This window comes from Candidatus Paceibacterota bacterium, from assembly GCA_035452965.1.
GTDB lineage: Bacteria > Verrucomicrobiota > Verrucomicrobiia > Limisphaerales > UBA8199 > UBA8199.
Window position 1 is genome coordinate 39,619 of sequence record DAOTCE010000017.1, and the last position, 23,906, is coordinate 63,524.

14 protein-coding genes and 1 tRNA gene are annotated in these 23,906 nt (G+C 62.0%); 5 read left to right on the top strand and 10 right to left on the bottom strand.

Annotated features, from left to right (window positions below; translation table 11 throughout):
• Nucleotides 1-447: 447 nt before the first annotated feature.
• The 3 genes from P5205_13610 to P5205_13620 all read left to right on the top strand — a co-directional run bounded on the left by P5205_13610 (nucleotide 448) and on the right by P5205_13620 (nucleotide 4,424).
• Nucleotides 448-1,131 carry a hypothetical protein gene (locus P5205_13610; GenBank protein HSA11399.1) on the top strand — a complete coding sequence of 228 codons (684 nt, stop codon included), beginning with the start codon at nucleotides 448-450 and terminating at the stop codon, nucleotides 1,129-1,131.
• A 79-nt stretch (nucleotides 1,132-1,210) separates the two neighbouring features.
• On the top strand, nucleotides 1,211-1,876 hold the full coding sequence (locus tag P5205_13615; GenBank protein ID HSA11400.1) for a PEP-CTERM sorting domain-containing protein: 666 nt from the start codon (nucleotides 1,211-1,213) through the stop codon (nucleotides 1,874-1,876).
• 475 nt (nucleotides 1,877-2,351) lie between these two features.
• Complete coding sequence (locus P5205_13620; protein HSA11401.1) at nucleotides 2,352-4,424, top strand: tetratricopeptide repeat protein; 2,073 nt, start codon at nucleotides 2,352-2,354, stop codon at nucleotides 4,422-4,424.
• Between the two features lie 230 nt (nucleotides 4,425-4,654).
• Here P5205_13620 and P5205_13625 read toward each other — a convergent pair whose 3' ends face one another.
• From P5205_13625 to P5205_13640, 4 genes are all read right to left on the bottom strand, one after another.
• Entirely contained in the window at nucleotides 4,655-5,512 is an 858-nt protein-coding gene (locus P5205_13625; GenBank protein HSA11402.1) for a hypothetical protein, read from the bottom strand.
• 120 nt (nucleotides 5,513-5,632) lie between these two features.
• The gene (locus P5205_13630) at nucleotides 5,633-7,669 is read right to left on the bottom strand and encodes a tetratricopeptide repeat protein (protein ID HSA11403.1); all 2,037 of its coding nucleotides are present in this window, start codon (nucleotides 7,667-7,669) and stop codon (nucleotides 5,633-5,635) included.
• Nucleotides 7,670-7,840: 171 nt separating this feature from the next.
• On the bottom strand, nucleotides 7,841-9,847 hold the full coding sequence (locus tag P5205_13635) for a tetratricopeptide repeat protein (GenBank protein ID HSA11404.1): 2,007 nt from the start codon (nucleotides 9,845-9,847) through the stop codon (nucleotides 7,841-7,843).
• A gap of 209 nt (nucleotides 9,848-10,056) precedes the next feature.
• The gene (locus tag P5205_13640; GenBank protein HSA11405.1) at nucleotides 10,057-12,474 is read right to left on the bottom strand and encodes a tetratricopeptide repeat protein; all 2,418 of its coding nucleotides are present in this window, start codon (nucleotides 12,472-12,474) and stop codon (nucleotides 10,057-10,059) included.
• 455 nt (nucleotides 12,475-12,929) lie between these two features.
• Here P5205_13640 and P5205_13645 point away from each other — a divergent pair, with 455 nt between their 5' ends.
• The gene (locus tag P5205_13645; GenBank protein ID HSA11406.1) at nucleotides 12,930-14,840 is read left to right on the top strand and encodes a hypothetical protein; all 1,911 of its coding nucleotides are present in this window, start codon (nucleotides 12,930-12,932) and stop codon (nucleotides 14,838-14,840) included.
• A gap of 78 nt (nucleotides 14,841-14,918) precedes the next feature.
• On the opposite strand, the gene P5205_13650 is transcribed toward P5205_13645, so the two are convergent.
• From P5205_13650 to P5205_13670, 5 genes are all read right to left on the bottom strand, one after another.
• Nucleotides 14,919-16,109, bottom strand: a complete 1,191-nt coding sequence (locus P5205_13650) for a glycosyltransferase family 87 protein (GenBank protein HSA11407.1) — start codon at nucleotides 16,107-16,109, stop codon at nucleotides 14,919-14,921.
• Between the two features lie 24 nt (nucleotides 16,110-16,133).
• Nucleotides 16,134-17,336 (bottom strand): HEAT repeat domain-containing protein, encoded by a 1,203-nt coding sequence (locus P5205_13655; protein HSA11408.1) that lies wholly within the window; start codon nucleotides 17,334-17,336, stop codon nucleotides 16,134-16,136.
• Between the two features lie 93 nt (nucleotides 17,337-17,429).
• Entirely contained in the window at nucleotides 17,430-19,343 is a 1,914-nt protein-coding gene (locus P5205_13660; GenBank protein HSA11409.1) for a glycosyltransferase family 39 protein, read from the bottom strand.
• A 60-nt stretch (nucleotides 19,344-19,403) separates the two neighbouring features.
• Nucleotides 19,404-19,775 (bottom strand): hypothetical protein, encoded by a 372-nt coding sequence (locus P5205_13665; GenBank protein ID HSA11410.1) that lies wholly within the window; start codon nucleotides 19,773-19,775, stop codon nucleotides 19,404-19,406.
• Between the two features lie 115 nt (nucleotides 19,776-19,890).
• Nucleotides 19,891-19,965, bottom strand: a tRNA-Glu gene (locus P5205_13670).
• A 201-nt stretch (nucleotides 19,966-20,166) separates the two neighbouring features.
• Here P5205_13670 and P5205_13675 point away from each other — a divergent pair.
• The gene (locus tag P5205_13675; GenBank protein ID HSA11411.1) at nucleotides 20,167-20,571 is read left to right on the top strand and encodes a hypothetical protein; all 405 of its coding nucleotides are present in this window, start codon (nucleotides 20,167-20,169) and stop codon (nucleotides 20,569-20,571) included.
• Between the two features lie 81 nt (nucleotides 20,572-20,652).
• Here the strand turns inward: P5205_13675 and P5205_13680 are convergent, their stop codons facing one another.
• The gene (locus tag P5205_13680; protein ID HSA11412.1) at nucleotides 20,653-23,751 is read right to left on the bottom strand and encodes a phosphodiester glycosidase family protein; all 3,099 of its coding nucleotides are present in this window, start codon (nucleotides 23,749-23,751) and stop codon (nucleotides 20,653-20,655) included.
• Between the last annotated feature and the right edge of the window lie 155 nt (nucleotides 23,752-23,906).

Sequence of the window (23,906 nt, forward strand, 5' to 3'; positions counted from 1 at the left end):
CAATTGGCACCCCGTCAGATGGAATCCAGCGTAACATGCTGATTTCATTCTACTTAAATAGGAAATCACCCCCTCATTAACACCCCGCTTCAGCGGGGTGTGGGGGATGGTCTCAGCCTTGGAACCGCTTCAGCGGTTTATCCACCGCCCTGAACCGCTGAAGCGGGGTGTTAATGACAGGCCGGCCGCCAACTCCGAAGAAACCTGTCGTGCGCCCGTCTTGCCTCGCGTACCCATTCGCCCTTGACAAATGGCACGAAAAGCGCTTGAAATAGGCCAGTTATGGCCTGGTCCGGATTAGCGGTAATTGGCCTGGAAACGGCAAAAAGGGTCTAGTTCATGACCCTGAAATTGTTCAAAAAAAGTTTAGAAAACTGTTGACAGGGGCCCGCTCTTTTGTGATAGTGAGCGCACACACGGTAAACACATAACTACATAATAGAAAAAATGAGAACAAAAGTACTACTCGGTGTGGCTGCCTTGGCGGCCATGCTTACTTCGGCTGTGGCGCAGAACGTTTACTCAGCCAACGTCGTTGGCTATGTAAACGTCTCGCTGGAAGCTGGCAAGTTAGCGTTCCTGTCGCTGCCGTTGGCTCCGGTTGACGGCAACTACGGGATCAACAACACCATCAAGATGGACAATGGCGACGGCTCCCAGGACTTCAGCTCGCTGTATTTCTGGAACGAATCAGCGGCCACTTGGGACAACAGTAACCCGTTGTGGCTGGGCGGGGCGTGGGACAACAACGTCACCATCAGCAATGGCATCGGCTTCTTCGTCCTGCCCAATGCCACCGGCACGCTGACCTTCGTGGGCGAAGTTCCGCAAGGGACCATCCCCTACAGCACACCTAATGGTCTGTTCCCTCTGGCTAATAAGGTTCCCGTTGCTGCGAATTGGCCGGGAGCGGATGTCGGCAACGACTTCGACAGTATCTACACTTGGAACAAGTCGGCTGCGACTTGGGACAATGCTCAGTTCCTCTACCTGGCTGGCGCATGGGATAACGGCGGTGCCCCTGGCAACAACGTGGCGGGCCCGCTGCTGAACCCAGCCGACGCGGTGTTTTATCTGAACGGATCGGGCGCGACCTACAACTTCACCCGCACGTTCACCGTTGCCCCATAACATTGACCCTCAACAAACATAACCAACAAACCAAAACATATTTAAGAAAGACCCCACAACAAAAACAAAAACATAACCTATGAAGAAACTACTTGGTATATTGGCCCTGACCGCGCTGACGACATCGCTCTTCGCGCAGGGAACAGTCAGCTTCGGTAACCAAACCGGGCTGGTAAAGCAATGGACGAGTAAAGATAACTCGACCGTCATCACCCTGCCGAAAGGCACGGGCTACGTTCAACTCTTCGCCGCGCCGAAGGGCAGCGAAGTGGTGGCCCCGATGTTCACGGCGGGTGCGGATGGCAAGCAGTTCGCGAACTTCAGCTCGCTGGCGGCCTTCCTGGCGGCAAATCCGCCCTTTGCTGGTGGACTCGGTGCTTCTGGTGCTCCGTCCGCAGTATTAGTAAATACTGGTAACGGCATTTTTAACGGCGGTACGTTCACCCTCCAGGGTGTCGCCGGGGGTGCCAGTGCCAGCTACTTCGCGCTGGGCTGGACTGGTGCGGCAACCACGTTTGACCTCGCTCTGGAGCAAGCTCTGGCCGGCAACGCGCTGATCGGCATGTCTGGCGTCTTCACGACCGCGACGGGCGACCCGCTCGCAACTCCTCCGGGGGCTGCGGCGATTACTCGGAATACGTTCGGTGGGATCACCTTGGCGCCGGCGTTTATTCCTGAGCCGAGCACGTTCGCTCTGGCGGGCCTCGGCATTGCGGCCATGATGATCTTCCGTCGCCGCAAGTAAGCCAAATACTCTTAATTAATCACGAAAGCCGCCCGCAAGGGCGGCTTTCCTTTTGTACCGCTGCCGCAGGGCAATCAGACCGCAAAATTCCCCCTGGTAGACCTGTCTATAGAACCGCCACCAACCGCCATCCATTTTGTTTCCAGCGGCGCGCGTCATGTTTGGCCCGGCCAACCGCTGCCCCCGGCGGACACGCAGCCTGCCCGTTCCAACCTTCGCCTCATCGCGCCGCTGAAAAACAAATGGAATCATGTGGGCATTGCCGAGCCACCCCTGACGGTGTTTCCCGGAGGGGATATCTGCGCCTGCGTGCCTTGGCAATCTCCACGTTCTATTCCGCGTCTTTGTGCCAAAGCGCTTCGATTCCCGCCGCAGTCCAAAATCACGCTCTTCGGCTTCGTGTGAATTCGTATCTCGGCTTTGCGCGAGACACGAACCATGCCATGCTGGCGCGGCTGAAATGAATGCTGGTGGATTGAAAGACTTTATAGCGTCTCGCCGCACGGAACTGGTCTGCCTGCTGCTGGCGGCGGCGACGCTGGCGGTGTACTGGCAGGTCACCGGGTTTGAGTTCACCAACTACGACGAGTTCACCATGATCCTCCAGAACCCGCACGTGCTCAGCGGGCTGACGCTACAAGGACTGTGGTGGGGGCTGACGACCTCGTGGTTCGAGTATTGGCATCCGGTGACGTGGTGGTCGCACATGCTGGATTGCGAGCTGTTCGGCTTGAACGCGGGCTGGCATCATCTGGTGAGCCTCGGGTTCCACGTGGCCAACACGCTGCTGCTATTCGGGGTGGTGAAGCGGATGACGGGGGCGTTCTGGCGCAGCGTGATGGTCGCCGCGCTCTTCGCCCTGCACCCGCTGCATGTGGAGTCGGTGGCGTGGGTGGCCGAGCGCAAGGATGTCCTGAGCGCCTTCTTCTTCCTGTTAACCCTGTGGGCCTACGCGCGCTATGCGGAGGGAGGGAGACTGCAGGCTGAAGTCTGGAGGCTGGAGGAAGCGGGAAGAATCCAGGAGTCCGGAGCCGACGCCACTCACCACGTGCGCCCTCCACAGTTCCGCGACGGAGAACGGGCACCACGTGCCACCGCTCCAGCCTCCAGCCTCCAGCCTGCAGCCTTCTATTGCCTCGCCCTCCTCTTCTTCACCCTCGGCCTGATGAGCAAGCCGATGGTGGTGACGCTGCCCTTCGTGCTGCTGCTGCTCGATTACTGGCCACTCCGGCGCCTCCAACTCTCAACGCTCGACGCTCAACTCTCAACTCTTCGGCCCCTCCTCCTGGAGAAGCTTCCTTTCTTCGCTCTGAGCGCGGCCTCCTGCCTGGTCACTTATCTGGGGGTGAAGGCCGGCGGCAGCATTCTCTCAGCCGAAGCGGTTCCCTGGACCCTTCGACTTGGCAATGTGCCGGTATCCTACGTGCGGTATTTGTGGAAAATGATCTGGCCGGCGGACCTGGTCGCGCTGTATCCGATGCCGGACCACTGGGCTTGGTGGCAAGTGACCGGAGCGGTGCTGGTGCTGGCGGTGATTTCTGTGTGGGTGGTGCGGCGGGCGCGGTCGGCGCCCTACTTGATTGTCGGCTGGCTTTTCTTCCTCGGCGTGCTCGTTCCTACCATAGGTCTTGTCCAGGCGGGGTACCAGGCCATTGCCGATCGTTATACCTATGTGCCTTTCATCGGGCTGTTCATCGCGCTGGTGTGGTGCGCCGCTGACCAAGTAGCGCGGGCGTCCTCGCCTGCGGGTTTGCCGGGCGTCCCGCCCGGCGAGGGCGCCCTACGTGGCAGCGGGACGCAGCCAGAACTCGCAGGCGAGGACGCCCGCGCTACCTGTTGTCACTGGCCCCGCGCCACCATAACCTGGGTGATGGCGGGGGTGATTCTGGCGGCATGCGGTTGGCTGACGTGGCTGCAGGCTGGGGTGTGGCGGAACGGTGAGACGCTGTGGCGGCATTGCGTGGCGATTTACCCGGACAGTTTCATCGCCCGCTACAACCTGGGCTACGTATTCCAGCACTCGAACCGGACCAGCGATGCCATCGAGCACTACCGGGCGGCGTTGCGCCGCAAGCCGGACCATGTGGACGCGAACCTCAACCTGGGTATTGCCTTGATTGCGAGCGGGCGGTCGCAGGAAGCCACCAACTGCCTGGGAAAGGCGGTTCGGCTGAAGCCCGGTTATGCCAAGGCGCAGAATGCCCTGGGGCTGGCGCTGCTGGAATTGGGCGATTACGCCGGTGCGATCGCGCATTGCGCGGAGGCCGCCCGCCTCGATCCGGAGGAGTTCGGTCCCTACATCAACCTGGGCCGGGCGCTGAGCGCCCAGGGCAAGTCCGACGATGCGCTGCGCAATTTCGCGGAAGGGCTGCGGCTCCAGCCGGCCATCCCCCAGAGCCATTACTACCTCGGCCTGGAATGGATGAAACGCGGGGCGTTCGAGCAAGCGGCCGCCAGCTTCAGCGAAGCGCTGCGCCTGGCGCCGGGCTGGGCCGAGGCGCGTGACGCGCTGCAACGCGCGCGTGAGAAGCTTGGCAAACCCAGCTGAAAAGTCGCAGCAACCGGGGTGAGGGTGAGTCATCAGAAACTCGTGAGAATGCCAAGGCACCCTGGTCCGGAGCCACACCTTCAACTCTGCAAACGGATTCCGCAACACGCCCAGGAAGAGGCTTAAGCACCCTCAGCCGCTCAAGACTAATCACCGCATCCTACTGGCGGCGGCTGCTGGAAACAAGCGTTTGGACTCGCCCTTGGCGTTCCGCACTCCCCAGCCTGCAATTACTGAGGTAGGGGTGGTACCTCGGGCGGCCACGTTACCCCCTGCTGCCTCATCTTCTCCCGGTAGGCCTCAATCAGAGCCGCCCTTTGCTCAGGGGGTATTGTGGATGTGGACCGAGTGCCCGGTTGAGTCTGCGTTTGGGACTGGGCCGCACCGGAGCCAGTGAGCGGCACAGACAAACCGCCGACCGCCAGGTTGGCCGTCCTGCCACCATAGGCGGGAGCACCGCCGGCAGGGGAAAAGTAGGTGGGTGTGGCGCCCATCGAGGAGGGTGCGGCAGCAGCCGGGGTTGGCACGGTCATGGTGTTGGCCGTAGTCGGCAGACGCACGGGACGGTTAAAAGGCGAAGCGCCACCGGCCGGCGCAACCGGATTTGCGCCTGGCGACGGCACGAACCCAGGCGGGGTGGGCGCCGCCCCCGGAGCGGGGCCCGCAGGCGCCTTGATGCCATTCTCCTCGAAATTCAGGTCGGTGATCGTGCCGGAGTTGTTGACCTTCACCGTGCGCGCATCGGGGTTGATCTCCAGGATTTCTATGTCGCCGTCTCGTTGGCCCTCGGCCAGCACATAGGACTGATCGCCCGCGGGCTTCTCGCCGGGCTTGGCCGGCGGCGCCATCTTGAACAGCACGCGCTTGACGCCGCCGAAGGTGGTGATTCCCTGAAGCAGGATTTTGGAAGGCGGTGGCTTGTTGGCTTCCGGGTCGGGCGGCGGCGCGGGCGGTTTGAGGGCAAAGACGTTGCGCTCGACGATGCTCAGGTAGGGGTTGCCGGGCGAATCGCTGGTAACCGCGTTGGCGGCCAGGCAGAAAGCCAGGCCGGCCAGCGTGCCGATGACCATTTTTTCACCGTGCTTCATAAGCGTACTATACTGTCCTGCGAGAATAACACCAGCGCCAAATCAAAGTTGCGAGGCAAGGGCGTTGCGCCGAAACGCCCGCGGCCGGCGGCTCGGGACGGACGCCTCGGCGAGGCGTCCCTACCGGGTGAGCGCCGCTGGTTCATGAAACGGCTTCCCGGCACGATATAGCTCCAGCAACTGCCGGTTCCTGGCCGCGAGCTCTTCACGACCGAAGGCGGCGGCCAGTGCCTGCGCTTGCTCGGCGGTCTTGATCGCGTCGTCGAACCGACCCGCTTCGGCATACGCAGCAGCCAGAGTGCCAAGGAACAGGGGTTCCTGGCGCTCGGTCAGGCGGCACGCGCTCTCCGCCAGGTCCACGGCGGCGGCACCGTTGCGATACTTGGGATCGGGGTGAGTGGCCCTCAGCCAGGCCAGGTTGTTGATGGCTTCGGGGAAGTTCGGCTTGAGCCGCAAGGCGGCCTCGTAATGCTCGATGGCTTCATCAAACCGCCCCTGCCGGGTGCGGGAATGCCCCACAACCATGTGGGCGACGGCATGCGCCGGGTCCAGTCGGATGGCCTCCAGGAGTTGCTGGATGCCGGCCTCGGTTTCTCCCTTGTCGGCGAGGGCCATGCCCAGATTTGCGTGGCCCCGGGCGCTCTCGCCCATGGCCGCAAGAGCGTGGGTGAAGACGGTCACACTGTCCTGCCAATGACCGATTTGCCGGCGGGAGAGCGCCGCGCAACAGACCAACGCGGCGGCGGACGCCGTGATGAGGAACAGGCGCCGTCGGCGCCAGCCGCGGGTGAGTTCTTCCGCGGTCCAGATCACCAGCAGAAGCAAGCCCATCAACGGCACGTAGGCGAAGCGGTCGGCCATGGCCTGCTCGCCCGCCTGGATCAGCCCCGAGAACGGCACCAGCACACCGGCAAACCAGAACCAGCCGACCAGCAGGTGTGGACGGCGGCGGGCGGCGATCAGGGCAAGGCCGGAGATGACCACGAGCAGCAAGCCGCAGCCGACTGCCCGCCAAAGGGGGAATTGTTCCGGATAAGGATAGAAGACGGCGAGGTTAACCGGCCAGAGGGATTTCCCAATATACTTGGCGTAGGAAAAGAGAGCGTTTTGAAGACGAATCTGGATGGGGAACCCGGCCGCGGCGTCCAGCATCGCCCCCACCGCGCGGTTGCCGGCGACGGCAATGAAACACGACGCGGCGGACAGGACGAAAAAGGGGAGCTTCTCCAGGACCAGGCGACGGAGGACCGCAAATTGTGGTTCCTCATCCTTTCCGCGGCTCGTTGACAGGGCGTAGCCGCCGACGTCAGTCGGCGCCATCCGCCCTGCCGGGTGAACGCGCCGACTCTCGTCGGTGGCTACCCGGTGCCGCATTAGCCGGGCCAGCGGCCAATAGTCGAGAAGGAGGAGCACGAAGGGCAGGGTGACCAGCACCGGCTTGCACATCAGTCCGAGCACGAAGAAGAACAGGGCCAGGCAATAGAAGGCTGGAGGCTGGAGGCTGGAGGCTGGAGGGGTGGCACGTGGTGCCCGTTCTCCGTCGCGGAACTGTGGAGGGCGGACATGGTGAGTGGCGTCGGCTCCGGACTCCTGGATTCTTCCCGCTTCCTCCAGCCTCCAGACTCCAGCCTGCAGTCTCCCGCCCTCGGCATAGCGCGCGTAAGCCCAGATGGTCAGCAGCCAGAACAACGCGCTCAGCAGGTTCTTGCGTTCGGCCACCCAGGCGACGGTGTCCACCTGCAAAGGATGCAGCGCGAACAGCGCGGCCAGCAGCGCGCTCCGCCAGAACGCGCGGGTCAGGCGCCGGAATATCACGAACACCAGCACGCTGTTGAGGGCATGCCATAACAGGTTGACCAGATGATGGCCGGCCGGCTTCAGCCCGAAGAGCTGGCAATCCAGCATGTGCGACACCCACGTCAGCGGATGCCAATAAGTGCCGTCGCCGTGGAGCCGGCCGAAGGCCCAGGCCAGGCCGGGCCAGGTCAATCCAGCTTGCACGTGGTAGTTCTGAACGACGTAACAGTTGTCGTCGTAGTTGATGAACTCATGGTGAACCGCCGGCCAGAATACCGCCAGCGTCACCGCCGCCAGCAGCAGGCACACTACCAGGGCGCGGTGCGATGCGAGGAAGCTCTTGTGGCCGCCAGTGTTCATTTCAGTCCCGCCAGCATGGCATGGTTCTAGTCTCACGCAAAGCCGAGACATGAATACAAAGGAGCCGAAAAACAAGAACTTGGACTGCGGCGGGAAGCGAAGCGCCACGCCGCTTTGGCAGGAAGGCACGTATTCCAGGAGCGGTATCGCCATTGTCCCCTCTCCGCCAGGCTAACGACGAGCAGGACCGGCCTCTGCCGGAGCGTTCTTCATTCCCAGTGCGCGGGACAGGTTGTTCCGGGCGTTAGCGTAATCCGGCTTCAGCCGGAGGGCTTCCTGGAACTGGCGGATCGCCTCGTCAATCTGACCCTTCTTGAGGAGGGCGCTGCCGAGGTTGTTGCAGGCGAAAGGGTAGTTCCGTTTCAAGCGGAGCGCCTCCTGATATTGGCTGATCGCCTCGTCGTTGCGGCCTTTGCGGTAGAGAGCGAGGCCAAGGTTGTTGTGTGCTTCCGCGCTGTTCGGCTTCAGGCGGAGGGCCTCCTGAAATTGGCCGATCGCCTCGTCAGTCTGGCCTTTGCCGGCCAGGGCGATGGCGAGATTGTTGCGGACGGTGGCGTCAGCCGGTTTCAGGCGAATGGCCTGGTAATATTGGCTGATGGCATCGTCGGCGCGGCCTTTGCGGTGGAGCGCGAGGCCGAGGTTGTTGTAGGACTCGGCGCGATTGGGCTTCAGGCGGAGGGCTTCCTGGTATTGCTCGATCGCCTCGTCCACCCGGCCCTGCGTGATGAGCGCGTCGCCAATGCCTTTATGGCCAAGGTAATTATCCTTGGTGACCTCAATCGCATGCCGGAACAGAGTCTCACTGGTTTTCCAATACCCAAGCTGTTGGCGTGTTACGACCATGCAGAGGACGACTGCCGCGGACCCGGCTATCAACAATCCAGGTTGCCGCGTGCGGCCGCATCCCAGCAGACTGTGGGATCCCCACACGATCGCAACGATGATCCCGATGACCGGAACGTACATGAACCGATCCGCCATCGCTTGTTCTCCCGCCTGAACCAGCCCGATGAACGGCACCAGCACCCCCAGAAACCAAAACCAGCCCACGAACAACCAGGGACAGCGCCGGGCCGTGCTCAGAACCAGGCCGCAGATGACCATCAGCAGCAGCCCGCAGGTGACCGCTTCCCATGCCGGCCAGGCGGTGGGATAGGGATAAAAGACCGCAAGGTGCGACGGCCACAAGGCCTTGCCCAGGTAGCGAACATAGGATAGCAGGGCGTTCTCAATGCGCATTTCCCAAGGTGGGCCGGCAACAGATCCCAGTGTGCCCACACCGCGGTGGGCTATGATCGTGATCAGGCTCGAGGCGATTGCCAGCGCGAAGAATGGGAGCTTCTCCAGGACCAGGGGCCGAAGAGTTGAGAGTCGAAGGTCGAGTGTTGAGAGTTGTAGGCGCCGGAGTGGCCAGTAATCGAGCAGCAGCAATACGAAGGGCAGCGTTACCAGCACCGGCTTGCACATCAGTCCGAGCACGAAGAAGAACAGGGCCAGGCAATAGAAGGCTGGAGGCTGGAGGCTGGAGGCTGGAGGGGTGGCACGTGGTGCCCGTTCTCCGTCGCGGAACTGTGGAGGGCGGACATGGTGAGTGGCGTCGGCTCCGGACTCCTGGATTCTTCCCGCTTCCTCCAGCCTCCAGCCTCCAGCCTGCAGTCTCCCGCCCTCGGCATAGCGCGCGTAAGCCCAGGTGGTCAGCAGCCAGAAGAACGCGCTCAGCAGGTTCTTGCGTTCGGTCACCCACGCCACTGAGTCAACTTGCAGCGGATGAAGCGCAAATAAAGTGGCTAACAGCACACACCGCCAAAACGCGCCTGTCAGGCTTCGGAAGACCAAGAAAACCAGCACCGCATTGACCGTGTGGAATAGCACGCTGGTCATATGGTGACCCTGCGGCCTCAGGCCGAACAACTGGCAGTCCAGCATGTGAGAAACCCAGGTTAACGGATGCCAGTAAGTCCCCTCGCCGTGGATACGCCCGAAGGCCCAAGCTAGTCCCTCTCGGGTTAGACCTCTTTGGACGTGTGGGTTTTCGGTGACGTAATCCGGGTCATCGTAGTTGATGAACTCATGGTGAACCGCCGGCCAGAATACCGCCAGCGTCACCGCCGCCAGCAGCAGGCACACTACCAGGGCGCGGTGCGATGCGAGGAAGCTCTTGTGGCCGCCAGTGTTCATTTCAGTCCCGCCAGCATGGCATGGTTCTAGTCTCACGCAAAGCCGAGACATGAATACAAAGGAGCCGAAAAACAAGAACTTGGACTGCGGCGGGAAGCGAAGCGCCACGCCGCTTTGGCAGGAAGGCACGTATTCCAGGAGCGGTATCGCCATTGTCCCCTCTCCGCCATGCCTGCGGTGCAGGACGCTGGACTTGGATATCCGTGTCTCTACTGTCGGCAGGGCTTGCCGGCCTCGTACAACTTCAACAGCTCCCGGTTGCGCGCCGCCAGCTCCGCCTGCCCCGCGGCTTGCGCGGCTTCAATCGCCCTTTGGGCCGTGCTGCGCGCCTCCGCAAACCGGCCGGCTTCCGCATACGCCGCCGCCAGGGTGCCGAGCAGCAGCGGCTCCCGGAACTCGGTCAGCTTGCAAGCCCGCTCCGCCAGGCTCGCCGCCTCGGCCCCGTTGCGCGCGCCGTCGCTCGCATTGGCGGCCAGGACCCAGGCCAGGTCGTTCAGCACCGCCGGCACATCGGGCTTAAGCCGCAGCGACTGGCGAAACTGCTCAACCGCCTGCTCCGGTTGGCCCTGCTGGAGCAGCAGCGTCCCCAAATTGTAGTGCGCCTCCGCCCCGGGCCGCAGCCGAACCGCCTCGCGAAGGTGCGCGAGGGCCTCCTGCGTCTTGCCACTGTCGGCCAGCAGCAGGCCGTAGCGGCGATGGGCTTCGGCGTTGCCTGGCGCCCATTGCAGCGCCGCCTCGAAATGCCGCGCCGCCGCCTCGGCTTGCCCCAGGGCCAGCAGCAGGCTGGCATACTGAAAATGCGACGCGGCGTCATTCGGCTTGAGCTTGAGCGCCTCCTCGAAGACCTGGCAGGCCTCGTTCGTCCTGCCCAACTGCACCAGGACCGCGGCGAACGCGCCGCGCGTTTCGCTGGCGCCGGGTTCCAGCTCCAGGGCCGCTCGATATTCCGGAACCGCTTCGTCGAACTTGCCTTGCAGGCACAGCGCCCGCGCCAGGTTGTGGTGCGTCCTCCAGTTGCCGGGCTGAGCCGCGATTGCAGCCCGGTAAAGGCCGATGCCCTCCTCCAGTTTCCCCCGCATGACTCGTGTCAGCCCCAAATCGCTTAACGCCTCGGCATACCTCGGCTTGATCCGCACCGCCTCGGCGAAGTGAGTTTCCGCCTCTTCAATTCGACCTCGCTTGGCCAATATGTCCCCGAGCGAATGGTGGGCAAGTGCGTTGTTGGTGGTTACGGCCAAGACATGGCGGAACAGGGTTTCCGAATCTTGCCAATACCGGACCTGGCCTCGGGTCAGGGCCAGGCACGCCATTAGCGCCAGCACTGCAACGCCAAACAGGGCGATTCGTCGGCCCGGGCCACTGGCAGGGGTAGCTCCCAGCCAATCTGCCAGCGCCCAGATAACGCCAAGGAAGACGCCAATCAAGGGAAGGTAGGTGTACCGATCGGCCAGGGCCTGCTGTCCAACCTGCACGATCCCTATCACGGGGACGAGCGTCCCGAGAAACCAGAACCAGCCCACCGCAAGGTAAGGCTGCCGGCGAAGACTAATCAACGCCAGCACGGTCAGAATAATCATAGCCAGCACCGCGGCGGCCAGCAGTCCAGAGGACAGCTCATAGCGGTAGGGATAGAAGATTGCCAGCCCGGACGGCCACAGGGTCTTGGCCAGGTAAATGGCATAGGATACCACCGCGTTCTCCAACCGCAGGTCCAGTGGCAACACTTCGACGGCGGCAACCGCGCCGGCCCGTTGCTGCACGACAAATGTCACCACGCTCGACGCGGCGGCGAGGGCGAAGAAGGGGAGCTTTTCCCTGAGCAGCGGCCAGAGAGCTGAGAGTTGAGAGTTGAGAGTTGAGAGTCGGAGTCGGCGGAGCGGCCAGTAGTCGAGGAGGAGCAGCACGAAGGGCAGCGTTACCAGCATCGGCTTGCTCATCAGGCCCAAGGCGAGGAAGATGAGGGCGAGGCAATAGAAGGCTGCAGGCTGGAGGCTGGAGGCTGTAGGGGCGGCACGTGGTGCCCGTTCTCCGTCGCAGAACTGTGGAGGGCGCACGTGGTGAGTGGCGTCGGCTCCGGACTCCTGGATTCTGCCCGCTTCCTCCAGCCTCCAGACTCCAGCCTGCAGTCTCCCTCCCTCCGCATAGCGTGCGTAAGCCCACAGGGTTAACAGGAAAAAGAAGGCGCTCAGCACATCCTTGCGCTCGGCAATCCAGGCGACTGACTCGACGTGCAGCGGATGCAGGGCGAAGAGGGCGGCCACCAGGGCGCTGCGCCACAGGGCGCCGGTCATGCGCCTCAGCACGACGAACAGCAGCAGCGTGTTTGCGACATGCAACAGAAGGCTTGTGAAATGGTGCCCGCCGGCTTTGAGGCCGAACCACTGCACGTCCAGCAGGTGCGAAAGCCAGGTTAACGGATGCCAGTTGCCGGCGTAGCCGGTGGTAAAGGCCCAAACTACCGCCGGCCAGCTCAGGCCGGCCACGAGAGCCGGGTTTTCATACACGTAAGCCTGGTCGTCGCAGTTGACAAAGTCGTGATGAATCACCGGCCAGAAGGCGGCCAGGGTCGCGGCGGCCAGGAGCAAGCCAAGAAGCGGCGCGAGCCGCCTGTTGTTGATGCGGTTCATCGGGCACCGCTATCTTGCCCATTCCCGGGCGCGCCGACAACCGCCAAACGGAGCAGGCGGGTGAACCGCTGAAGCGCCAACGGTTTAGTGCAACCACAAATGGACACCAATTCAGGAAGAGGCACGGGACAGAATTCTTCGTTTCCTTCGTTTGCTTGGTGTAAGACAGGCGCATGCATCGGTTGTCCGGCGCGAACCGGGACGGAGGAATAACTTAACAGAAGAAGACAAAGAAAACGAAGCAGGTGGAAGCATCCTGTAATCAAAGCCATACACGGACGGGCCGACGTTCCGGTAAACAACTCTTTCTGAATATTTCTGTCATGCCCCCGACTACTTTGGTGAGTGGCGGATATGTTTGCGGGTGGACAAAACCCAGCCGGCCAGTAGCATCCGAGCGCCCTCGGACAGGCTGTCCGCGGGCGATTTACCATACTGGCGATCCTTTGCAGGCAATGCGACGTGTTTGGCTAACCGGCCTCGTGCTGTTCCTCGCGACCTTTGCGGTCTTCCACCGCGTGTTGTTCGCCGATTTCGTCCAGTGGGATGATGACGTCAACGTCTACGCGAATCCACACATCCAGGGGTTCAGCGCGGCGAATCTGCGCTGGATCTTCACGACGTGCGATTACCCGCCACGGTATGTGCCGCTGGGTTGGCTGAGCTGGGCAATCACCTGGCAGTTCAGCGGCCTGAATCCGATGGGGTACCACCTGACAGATCTTCTTCTCCATGCCGCGAATACCGTCCTGGTCTTCTTTCTGATCCAGCGGTTACTTCTGCTGGCCGCGAGGAACGACCCGGCCAGAACGGGGAACCGCCAAACCTGGCTATGCTCCGCTCTCGGGGCGCTCTTGTGGGCGGTCCATCCTTTCAGGGTCGAGTCGGTCGCCTGGGACGCCGGCCGCAACTACGTTCAGCCCTTTTTCTTCCTGATGCTCTCGGTCTTGTGTTACCTGCGCTCGGAAGCCGCGACCGCACAGAGCGGGCGTCGGAGGCTTTACTGGCTTTCCATCCTCAGCTATGGAGTGTCGCTGCTCAGCTTTCCGATTGGTCTTCCATTGGTCGCCGTGCTAGTGGTGATAGACTTCTACCCGTTGCGGCGGTTTCAGCCCGGGCTGGCCAATTTGTGGAATATCTCAGCTCGTCGCATCTGGCTGGAAAAAGCGCCTTACGCGTTGGTCTCGGGGGTCGTATTGGTGGTGACGCTGTTGCTGCGGGCTTCGAACACCATGCTCGGGCCTCCCGTGAGCCTGGAGCAGTTTGGCATGGGTGCGCGGGCCATGCAGGCATTTTACGGGTGGGCCTATTATCTTTGGAAACCCTGGCTGCCGTTTCACCTGTCGCCGGTTTACGCCCGACTGGTAGAGTTCAATCCCAACACCTGGCCTTTCTGGCTGAGCGCGGCGTTGGTCACGGGGCTGACGGCAGTGCTGGTGTCGCGCCGCCGCCGATGGCCCTGGGCGCTGGCGCTGTGGACCAGCCACCTGGCGCTGCTGGTGCCGATGTTGGGTTTGACCGAACACCCCCACTACACGTCCGACCGTTACGGGTATGTGCAAGGAGTGGTTTGGGCAGTCCTCCTGGCGGCAGCGCTTTGGAAGGCGAGTTCCCAGCCACGACTGTTTGCGGCAACCACCGCCGCGATGGCGGTTCTGGCTGTGTTCTGGGCCGGGCTGACGGTGCGCCAGGTGGGGATCTGGCGGAACAGCACTACCCTCTTCCAGCACATGATCCGCGAATTGGGTGATCACCCCTACCGCAGCGATATTCAGTGGCGCCTGGCCGGGGTCCTGGCCACCGCCGGCAAGACATCGGAGGCAGCGCGGCAGTATCAAGACTCGCTGCGCATCCGATCCACACCGGAAGCCCACTTGGGTTATGCTGAACTTCTGCAGCGGAGCGGAGACAGGCAGGGAGCACTGACCAATGTTCAGGCGGCGATGGCGTTGGGGCTCACGCCACTCAACCAAGTGAAGGCCGGCCAGGTGCTCGCCACGCTCGGGCGCGGCGCCGAGGCCATTTGCCAGTACCGCCAGGCGCTCAGCATCTCCCCTGACCTCGTTCCGGCCCTGAACAACCTCGCCTGGACGCTTTCCTCCGATCCTGACGCGGCGAACCGCAACGGGGCTGAAGCCGTCCGGCTAGCCGAGCGCGCTTGCGCGTTGACCGGGTACCAAATGCCCGTTCTGGTCGGGACGCTGGCGGCCGCCTACGCTGAGACCGGCCGGTTCGGCGAGGCGATTGCCGCGGCCGAGAAAGCGCGTGACCTGGCCGTTGCTGCCGGGCAACACGATGTTGCCGACAGAAATCGGCAATTGCTGAAGCTATACCAGTCGGGACGACCTTACCGGGATCCATCATAGTCAACCCTCTGCCCACCGCAGGAAGAGCGATAGTTGGGCGGGGATATCTGTAGCCCGCGACTCTGGTGCCTGCCTATATCATTGCGGCTGAGCCTGATGCGGGCGCACGGGCGAATGAATAGTGCGAATGTATAGGTACCAAACGCCAAAAGCGATAAGCAGCGGGTAATAACTCCACCAGAAGGGCGCCACCTCAACCACACCAGGGAGGGTCACCCGAGCCGCCGAAAAGCTTGCGAGAGCGACCAGCAACACTTTCTTGTCAACCACGGCCCGCTCGAAAACAAGGTAGGCAGGCACAATCAAAGTCATATAAGAGTAGTCCTTGAAGCGGACGCTGATCAATGCGAACACGCAGCAGCCCAATCCCACTAGCCAAATTGCTTTGTCCTGGACAGGCGTATCATAGAGCTTACGCGTCGCGCGCCAACTAACGCCCACGATGCACACGGCAATTACGCCATGCACGAAGTAGTAGATCCCGGCCAAAGGCGGCAGATCAAGCGCTTCAGCAGACGCGGCAAGCACCTGTCGCGCCAGCGAGAACGTTGATGGATTCTTAATACCTTCTTCGTTCATCGTGTTGCCTGCGTTTGCAATGAATCCGCTGAATAATGCTGGCGCGAGGACATATTCCAGAGCCAGCACCCCGAGGAATGCTGCCAAAGAAATCACAAGATGCCTCCATCTTCTTGCGCCAGGGACGACCAGCAGCAGGCACAGGAAGAAAACCGGCTGCACCTTGAACAGCGCGGTAGCTACAATGACTCCGCTGAAAAGCCCATAACAGCGCCGCAGGTAGAAGAGGAAGGCCAGCCACAGACCGTATTGCTCAAACAGCGAGATGTTCCCTGACTGCAGGTCAACAAAAATCGTTGCGTTGAAGCCAAACAGGCAGAGCGCATAGAATAAGTAATCCGTGCGCCTGCTAAGGAAAGCAGTGCTCCAGAGATAAATCAACCCAGCGAGTACAACCACCTTAAGAAACAAATACCCGCTATATGCCAACGCATATTCACAATAGGTGAACGGGAGGAAAGCAAACAAGGTTAGAGGCGGATAAACGAACGGAAGTAGCTCGGCTCCTGCCATCTGAGTCACCGCCTGTGTATCGTAGGGATTGATTCCTGACCGGAACGCCGTTGCGCACTGGTAATAACCGCGGAAGTCCCATTGATACACTTCCGGATGAATAAGAATGTGCAGGACAAGCAGGGTTGCGTAACCAACTAGGGCTAGCAAGAGAGCTCTTTCCCAGTATTTGCTCATGGCTGAGATTAGTCAGATAAACTTTCAATCCCAAGCCTTTCTAAACGGTGCAAGAATTTCATTTTCCCCGCTTGGCTTAATGCTTTCCAGCGCTTCCAACGCGGCAACGCGCACAGATTCTAGCTTATCCTGTACTAGTCGTGTCAGTCCTGGAATTGCGGCTTTAGCTGGGGGCCCGATCTTGCCCAGCGCCCGGGCCGACCATTCGCGGACCATCGGCGACTCGTCCCTCAAGCCTGCGACCAGGTTTGGCAAGGCGGGTTGCAGATTCCAGTGGCCTTGCGCCAGGGCCTTGAGGGCGGCGAGGCGTACCCCTGGAGCAGGGTCCTTGACTGCGCCGGCCAGCAACTTTGTGACCAGCTCGTTGGCCAGGCCGCTCGCCGCAAGGACTCCTATCGCCTGCTCGCGCGCGGCGGCCGTTTCGTCGGCAGTCGAGGTCCTGTCCGCGGCCAAGTGTGGTCCGGGCCGTCCGTAATGCTGGAGCAGCGCGGCAGCGGCAGCTTCTCTGGCAGCTCCTCTTTCGCGCACCAGCACGTTGATCAGCGGCGCCACGGCCGGGGTTCCAATCCTGGCCAGGCTTTGAGCTGCGGCCGCGCGTTCAGCCGGACTGTCCCGCGTGAGCATTTGAATAAGCGCCGGCACGGCTGGCGCGGATTCGGGGCCGGCTTCTCCCAGGCCGCGCGCGGCGGCGCAGCGCACGGTCGCATCCTCTTCTTGCAGCGCGCTGGTTAAGCCCGGCACCGCCGGGCCGCCAATCCGGCCCAGGGCGACAGTGGCTTCCCAGCAAGTGCCATTCACCTTGTCATGTAGCGCTCGGACCAGCTCGGGCGTCGCCGCTGCCGCTCGCGGGCCAAGATTCGCCAGGGCTCGCGCAGCCGCTGGACGGACCAAGGCTGCCTGGGGCGGACTCACGCGATGCAGCACCAGCGTTCGCGCGAATCGGGGCAGCCGGAACGCAATTCGGCGCATCACCTCCCGCCAGCGGGCATCTTCGACTCTCACCAACCTGGCCAGTTCGGGGACGGCGTTGGTGCCCAGGGTCTGGAAAGCCGCCTGGGCCTCGTGGCGGGCCTTGGGATCAGGCGCGGAGAGTTGCAGCAACCATGTCTTGACCGTCTTGCCTTGATAGAGCGGGCTCCGGGTGTTCGACCTGGAGACCAGGAGCCCCACCATCACGCAAAAACCGATGACGGCCAGCAGGGCGGGCAGATGCTTCTTTGCAGACACTGGATGCACCGCAAGCCTCGGTTGAAACCGGCGGCGATTCAAGGCTTCTTTGATAGCGCGAGTGTTGCGGCACGAGTGCCGGCCCGCGGTGCGTCACGGTTGGCTTGGTCCCCAGCGGAGGCCAGCCGGATCCGCTGCCGCGACTGGCTTCTGTTCGGGCGATGGTCTGCGCTTAAGAATCAGGATGTGTTTCACGGTCGAGGCGCCCGGCGCCGGTTTGTCCATGTCCGTCCCCCGTTCGTGTCCCTCTCGAACTTCGATCGTCATGACCAGGTCCAGGTTCGCAGCCCAGTAATCCGCCCACCACTCGGCGACCTTTCGCGCGGAAGCAGGCCGGGACAACCACGAGAAGTCGTCGTCAATGTAAACTACGTACTCGGGCCGGGCCCGCTCAACTTCGGCGATCATCTCCTCCTGCATTCTCAAGGCGAAGGGTTGAGCTTCCATCAGGGGATACATGTAGATGTAGCCCGTGGCCGAGCGCCGCCGGGACAGGAAATAGATCTGCGGTTCCGAGCCCAGCACGGCTACGCGCGTGTCCTTCGCTGTGTGCGCCCGAAGGTAATCTGCTGCCTGGGCCGTTCCGGCAAATAGCGTGGACCCGAAAACGCTGCGCAAAGCCCGGTCGCGTGGCAAGGTCAGCCAGACCGAGCCTTGCCCAATCAGGGCCGCGCCCAGGGCGATGGCAAACAGTCCCAGAATGGGCACGGCCAGAAACAGCTCAATGGTCTGGTCGTGCCGCAGCAGGTGCAAGCCCCGGCTGACCGCCACGCCCGTCAGCAATGCCAGCACAGGCAGTACGGTAATAAAATAATGCTCGCGAAAGTAGAGCCCCACGCTGGCGGAGGCGAACGAGCAGAAGAGCAGGGCCGTCAGGAAGAAACGGGGATGGGGAACTTGCGACTTGCGGATCGCGGCCTCCTCGCCGCCAGCCCCGGCTCCCGGCCATTGGCCTCTGGTTTTCGGGCTTCGCGGAGCGGACCTGGGGCTGGATTCGCTCAGCCTTTCATCCCACCACAGGACGAGCAGTCCGATCCAGGGCAGGAGCCATAGGATCAGGTTGGGGCCGACCGCCGCGCGCAGCCCGGCGCGCAACATGGCCGGACCGTTCACCGGGGAAATGGCCGAAGCGTATTCGCGGGCGTAACTGATCGTCCAGAACACGAATTGAGGAAATGCCCCGGCCCACCACAGCACCAGGCAGGTCAGGCCGTAGGGCGCCAGCCAGCCCAGCGCAAACCAGCCCAGGTCTGCGGCGATCCGCGCCGGACCAGCGAAGGAGGCTTCGCCGGTCCGCTCGCGCGGATTTCTGACGTCCAATCGCCGGCCCCGCGTACTGCCTGCCGCCAGCCACTCTCCCCCTCGCACCCACAGCAGATACAGCACTCCGAACAGGCCGAAGAAGATTCCATGCTGCTTCATCAGGAATGCCAATCCGAAGAGCAGGCCGCTGGCGAAAAGGAGCGCCGAGGGCTGAAAAGCCCAGTGCCTGGGGCGATGGATGGCAGGGTGCTCAAGGGCCCTTAACAACAGCCATATCCCGCCCAGGGCGGCCAGCACAATGAAATGGGTCGCATGGCCGGCCAGGCCCAGCACGAACGGGCTTAGCGACAGCAGCGCAAAGGCTGCCGCCGCGGAAATACCTGTCGCCTCATCCAGCAATCTCCGGCCCAACCGGAACACGAGCACTATCGAGACCGCGTTGACCAGGGCGAGGCCGAGGCGAATACCGGAGGGACTCTGCCCGAAGATCGCCATTATTACCGCATATGCGGCATAGGTTCCGGGCAGCTTCATGTTGTAAGCCACTTTGTACGGCGGCACACCCTGCAAAATGAGCTGGCCCGCGTAGGCGTATTCGCCCTCGTCGCGCTCCAGCGGCAATCCCCGCAGCCGCACACGCACGACCAGAACGAACAAGACGACGAGGGCCACCAACAGCCAGCCGCGGTGGCGCCAGAGGACATCCCGCCACGCGCAGGCACTGTTGGTATTTTGATTGAGCATCAGGCCATCAGGTATCACCCGCAGCCGGCGGCGGTGGCAAGGCGCAGGCCAAACAAGCCCTCAGCCCCTGGACGGGGTGGTCTTGGCGGCCTCGATCAGCTCCCAGAACTTCGGATTCTGCTGGAGCGCCTCGTCCTCCGGCGTCTTCAAGCCGGAACGGAAGAGAAAGTCCTTGAGGGTGTGGCGATTAAGGATGCGGTGCACTACCAGCCCAAGCTCGTGCCGCTCGAAATAGACGCGATAATCGCCCACTCGGAACCGGTGCAGGATTCGGCCCGCACGTTCCAGCTTCCCGAATTGGTCCAGCTCAGTGTGCATGACCTGTTGCGGCAGGCCGCGAAACTCGCCGAGGATGCGGAGTTGCAGCTCCTTGGGCATCCGCGCCAGTTCCGCCGCGCTGGTCGGATTGAAGATGATTTGAAACAAGCGCATTTCAGCTCCCACAACAGCGGCAGATGGACATACGTCCTGATTCCCCGGCGGGAGCCCGGAGCAACCTGCCGGCACGATTCAGCTTGTTCGTCTTGCTCATCCTGCTGCGAACGAATGGTAGCGCGTACGGGAATCGAACCCGTCTTTCAGCCTTGAGAGGGCCGTGTCCTAGCCGATAGACGAACGCGCCGCACAGCCATTCCCCCAAATGCTACCGGCTGCGGGCAGAATGTCAACGGGAGGCTTGAGAGGGTTGAAGTCTGCCTCAAATCAGGCAGCGATGGTCCGGTTTCTGGACAGGCTGCGCCTGGCCACGAAGAGTTTGTCTCGTCCGGCTGGCAGGCCATTCTTTGAGGCAGTTTGGCAGAGAAATTGCGGACGGCGGGGCCTGATGTTAAAGGCTCTCGCTCCGCTGCTGTTCCTGGCCTTCCTGGCCACTTCGTGTTCCACGCCACAATCCACTTCGGTGATGCGGTTTAACGAACAGGAGCGGGCTGATCTCATCGTTCGCTATTACTCCGATGATACCAATTACGTGCTGAAGCCGGAAGCAAAGGACGGCCCGTTTCTGTCTGTGCTCAAGAAGGACCGCGTCCTGGACCTGGCCAAACAGCAACCGAGTCGCGAGCTGGCCGTGATCGTTCTGATAAACCGCGGCAGCGAGGGCGAATCGGAACTAGTGCAGCAGAAGTGGTCAAATCTGTTGATGGAGGTCGGCTACCAGCGGGTCGTCTTTCTGCGCGCCATGAAAGGCATGCAGATCAACGGGTTGCCCGTTTTGGCGAGCGGGGGTTGAGCCGCCGCAATTACGGGACGTGCGGGCGCGGGTAAGTCGGTTAACGCCAGTTCCCGCGGGTCCGCCTTTCCGGCCTGGACATTATTGGACCCGGATACGATAGAACCGTTGCTGGCCGGACGGATTCGAGTCCGGCAGGCTGGCGACGGCACCCGTGCCCGGGGTGGAGGTAATTGTATTCCAGCTAATCGCACCGCTGAGATTGGTCGCGTACTCCAGGTAATAGGATAGACTTGCGTTGGCTGCCGTAGGGAAACTGAACATGAATCCGGCAGGATAGGAGCCCGAGATGGTCACGGTTGGCCGAGGCACGACTGCGGCGTTTGTCGGGGTAACGGTCATCACGAAAGCACGCGTCCTGGCGGGACTGTTCGTGTCCAGGCCAACCCCCGCGATCACCAGGTTGCCCGCCCCGTTCGTGCCCACGCTGTAGGCGCGGGTCAATCGGCTGAAGATGCCCAGGTTCTCCCCTGCCACCGCCAAAGCGGTGAGGTCGGTCACCGTCCAATTGGTCGCGCTTGCGTCGTGCGTATCCCAGAGAACCGCCCTTTCCGCGCCGCGGTAGTTCATTCCCACGGCGTACTTGCCGTCCGCCGTGCAGCCGTATGGGATCGCGAGGTTGGCCGAGCCGGCCGTATCGGGGAAATTGGGCAACACTTTAGTGCTAATCTGCGTGGCCGGGCCGGGATAAGTTGTATCGAACACCGCCTTGTAACCGTAGTTGGTCGCCGCGGTGCCACCGGGCTTTGGTGACAGGCCAAAGATGATCGTCCCATCGGCGCTGACGGCATAAGCCTGCCCCGCCGTGGTGCCATTCAAACCGGTAGGGCTCCAGGGCGCCAGGCCGGCGCCGTTCCAATCGGCAACATAGTTGATGTACACTCCCGAGTTCTGCCGCCAACCCACACCTCGGCCGTTGCTGGATATGCCATTCAATTGTGCGAAGCTGTTCGGCTTGGGAACAGATTTCTCACCCCAGGCCACCATCGCCGGCCAAGAGTTGGAGCCCCGGCCAATATTCAATACCCAGTTGTCGTTTGCCCCGGTGCCTTTATCCGTCCCCGCCGAGTAGAAGAGATCCGATGAGGTCCCGGCGAGTCCATTCGCGTCTGGAACCGTTGGGTTCTTGGCGGCATCGGACTGCACCTTTGCACCCCACGTCGTCCCGCCGTTGGCCGTCCTCCAGGCTGTAAACCAAGTGCCGGACAGGCCGGACACAATGACCTCTCGCTGGCCGCCGTCGGTGCGGTAACCCACGCCCGTCACGATGGCGGATTGCGCTCCATCCGAGCTGATTACGTTGACGAGGCTCGCGGTATTCAGGTCGCAGAGGAAGCCGCGCGAGCCGGAGAGGCCCACCACATACCGGCCGTCGGGCGTAATGGCGCGGGCCTCATTAGCAGTATCGCCGGGGAGGGTTGGCAGGTGGATGAGGGGGGACGATCCGAAAGGATTCGTAACCAGCGTCAACGTTGCGGGGCTGCTGATCGCACTCCCAAAATCGTTGGTTACCACGCAGCGATAGCTGGCCACGTCGTTACTGTCCACATTGCTGATTGCCAGCGTCGCCGTCGTGCTCCCGGAATAATGCCCTCCGTCGGCCAATCCGACCTCATTCTTCTGCCACCGATAGGCGAGGGGACTGGTGCCCGCGGCGAGGATGGTGAAGCTGGCATCGTCGCTCGGACCAACGTGCTGGCTTACAGGCTGTTGTGTGATCGTCGGGGCGTTGCTGGAGGAGGCCAGGAGGCTTTCCGCGATCCAACCAGAGCTCGTGCCGAAAGCGCACTTCCACCAATAGTAACCCTTGGCGTAGACGCCGTTGACCGAATGGCTTGCCACGGTTCCCTGCGTTCCGTTGGGTATTGTCGTGAAAGCGTAATAGTCCGTCCCCGGCCCCAGTCGCAGGTTGGCATTGGCCGTCGTCGTGACTGTCTTCCCGGCGCTGAACTCCGTCGAGACCTGCTTGGGCAGGAGGTTCACCATCATCAGCCCATTGGCCACGGCACGCTCGCTGCCGTCGGATGGGACATTCTTGATCACCCCATTTACCCACATCGCGGAGGAGCCGCCGCCGTCCATGTTCACCCCATAGGTAGCGCCCAGCGTGTCCCTGCAGAATACCCCCATCTCGTCGCTGGTCATCCCGATGCTTTGGGCGCTCCGCCCATCGCACACCATGAAGAAAATGTAGGTAGAGTTGTAGGCGACTAGCGTCCGCGGGTTCCGAGCAGTCATTCCAGCGTCGTCGGTCTCCTGGATCACGCCATTTTTCAGGAACTCGAAGTTCCCCTGGGCCAGCGCGTACGCCTTGTGGAAGGTGCGATTATCTACAACGGAGCAAAGATCGCCGCCGGGCGGGCCGTCATAGAGCCGGAATCGCTGGCTGATCGCAATGGTTTGGCCCACTTCGGCATAAGTCTGCAGGAAGGTCGCCGCCTCCCCCACCCCCGAAAGTACCAGATGGTCAAAAGGGATGCTGGTGGACCCCTGGTTGACGCGCACCTGTCTGATCGTCCCGGTGACTGTGCCGGGTGGGGTGAGGATCAGCAACGGCGTGGACAGCTCGACCAGCACCTCCACCCCGCCGGCAGAAGTCAAAGTGTTGTTGTTGTATTGCGGCGTAAAGAGGATCAATTGGTTTGATCCCCGGGCGATATTGATGCCGTCGAAAACACGCGATGATCCGCCAACTGTCACCGTGTGATCGTCGGGCAAATAATGGTAGCAAACGCCATTGAAATAGCTGCGGTCCATCTTCCACACAAAGCCCATCTGCCCGCCCCAGTCATCGAATCGCTTGGCATACCAGCCATCGTAGATATGCCCGCCGGTAATGATGCCACTGGTGCCGTTGAAGAAGCTGCCGTTGATGGCCACCACCACGTCGTTGCGTTTTCCCCAGGATTCTCCCCAGTAATTGATGGCATCCTCGTACCGGGGGGCCTGCGCACTGACCACTTCTCTGGCCCCGGAAACATGGTTCAAGGCGATCATGCTGCCGATTGTGCAGTTGGTGTTGGCCACTGCCATGCGTGTCACGAAGACATTGTTCGGGCCTGTCGCGGTGAACTTCTGGTAGTCAATTCCGACCCCAACGCTGGTCCATTGCGCGGGCGCGCTTGAGATGAGAAGGCTGAGCAAGAAGCCGGACAGTGTGAGTTGAGATCTGGTGTTCACGAGTGTTCTGTTGTGGGGCTGGGTTGGTGTGGCGCGAGGTATTAGAACGGTATGGCGCCGGAGAACCTCTGCGCGGTCTGGCCCCGCCACGAGCCGGGGCAGGCAAGCACACTCGACGCTCCCAACAGGAGCGCAGACGCATTCCAGGTCGAAGC

Excerpts from the sequence above, each read along its gene's own strand:
- P5205_13630 (HSA11403.1), bottom strand. The coding sequence starts at position 7,669 with ATGAACACTGGCGGCCACAAGAGCTTCCTCGCATCGCACCGCGCCCTG.
- P5205_13645 (HSA11406.1), top strand. The coding sequence starts at position 12,930 with ATGCGACGTGTTTGGCTAACCGGCCTCGTGCTGTTCCTCGCGACCTTT.
- P5205_13610 (HSA11399.1), top strand. The coding sequence starts at position 448 with ATGAGAACAAAAGTACTACTCGGTGTGGCTGCCTTGGCGGCCATGCTT.
- P5205_13675 (HSA11411.1), top strand. The coding sequence starts at position 20,167 with ATGTTAAAGGCTCTCGCTCCGCTGCTGTTCCTGGCCTTCCTGGCCACT.
- P5205_13625 (HSA11402.1), bottom strand. The coding sequence starts at position 5,512 with ATGAAGCACGGTGAAAAAATGGTCATCGGCACGCTGGCCGGCCTGGCT.
- P5205_13615 (HSA11400.1), top strand. The coding sequence starts at position 1,211 with ATGAAGAAACTACTTGGTATATTGGCCCTGACCGCGCTGACGACATCG.
- P5205_13640 (HSA11405.1), bottom strand. The coding sequence starts at position 12,474 with ATGAACCGCATCAACAACAGGCGGCTCGCGCCGCTTCTTGGCTTGCTC.
- P5205_13660 (HSA11409.1), bottom strand. The coding sequence starts at position 19,343 with ATGCTCAATCAAAATACCAACAGTGCCTGCGCGTGGCGGGATGTCCTC.
- P5205_13665 (HSA11410.1), bottom strand. The coding sequence starts at position 19,775 with ATGCGCTTGTTTCAAATCATCTTCAATCCGACCAGCGCGGCGGAACTG.
- P5205_13635 (HSA11404.1), bottom strand. The coding sequence starts at position 9,847 with ATGAACACTGGCGGCCACAAGAGCTTCCTCGCATCGCACCGCGCCCTG.
- P5205_13650 (HSA11407.1), bottom strand. The coding sequence starts at position 16,109 with ATGAGCAAATACTGGGAAAGAGCTCTCTTGCTAGCCCTAGTTGGTTAC.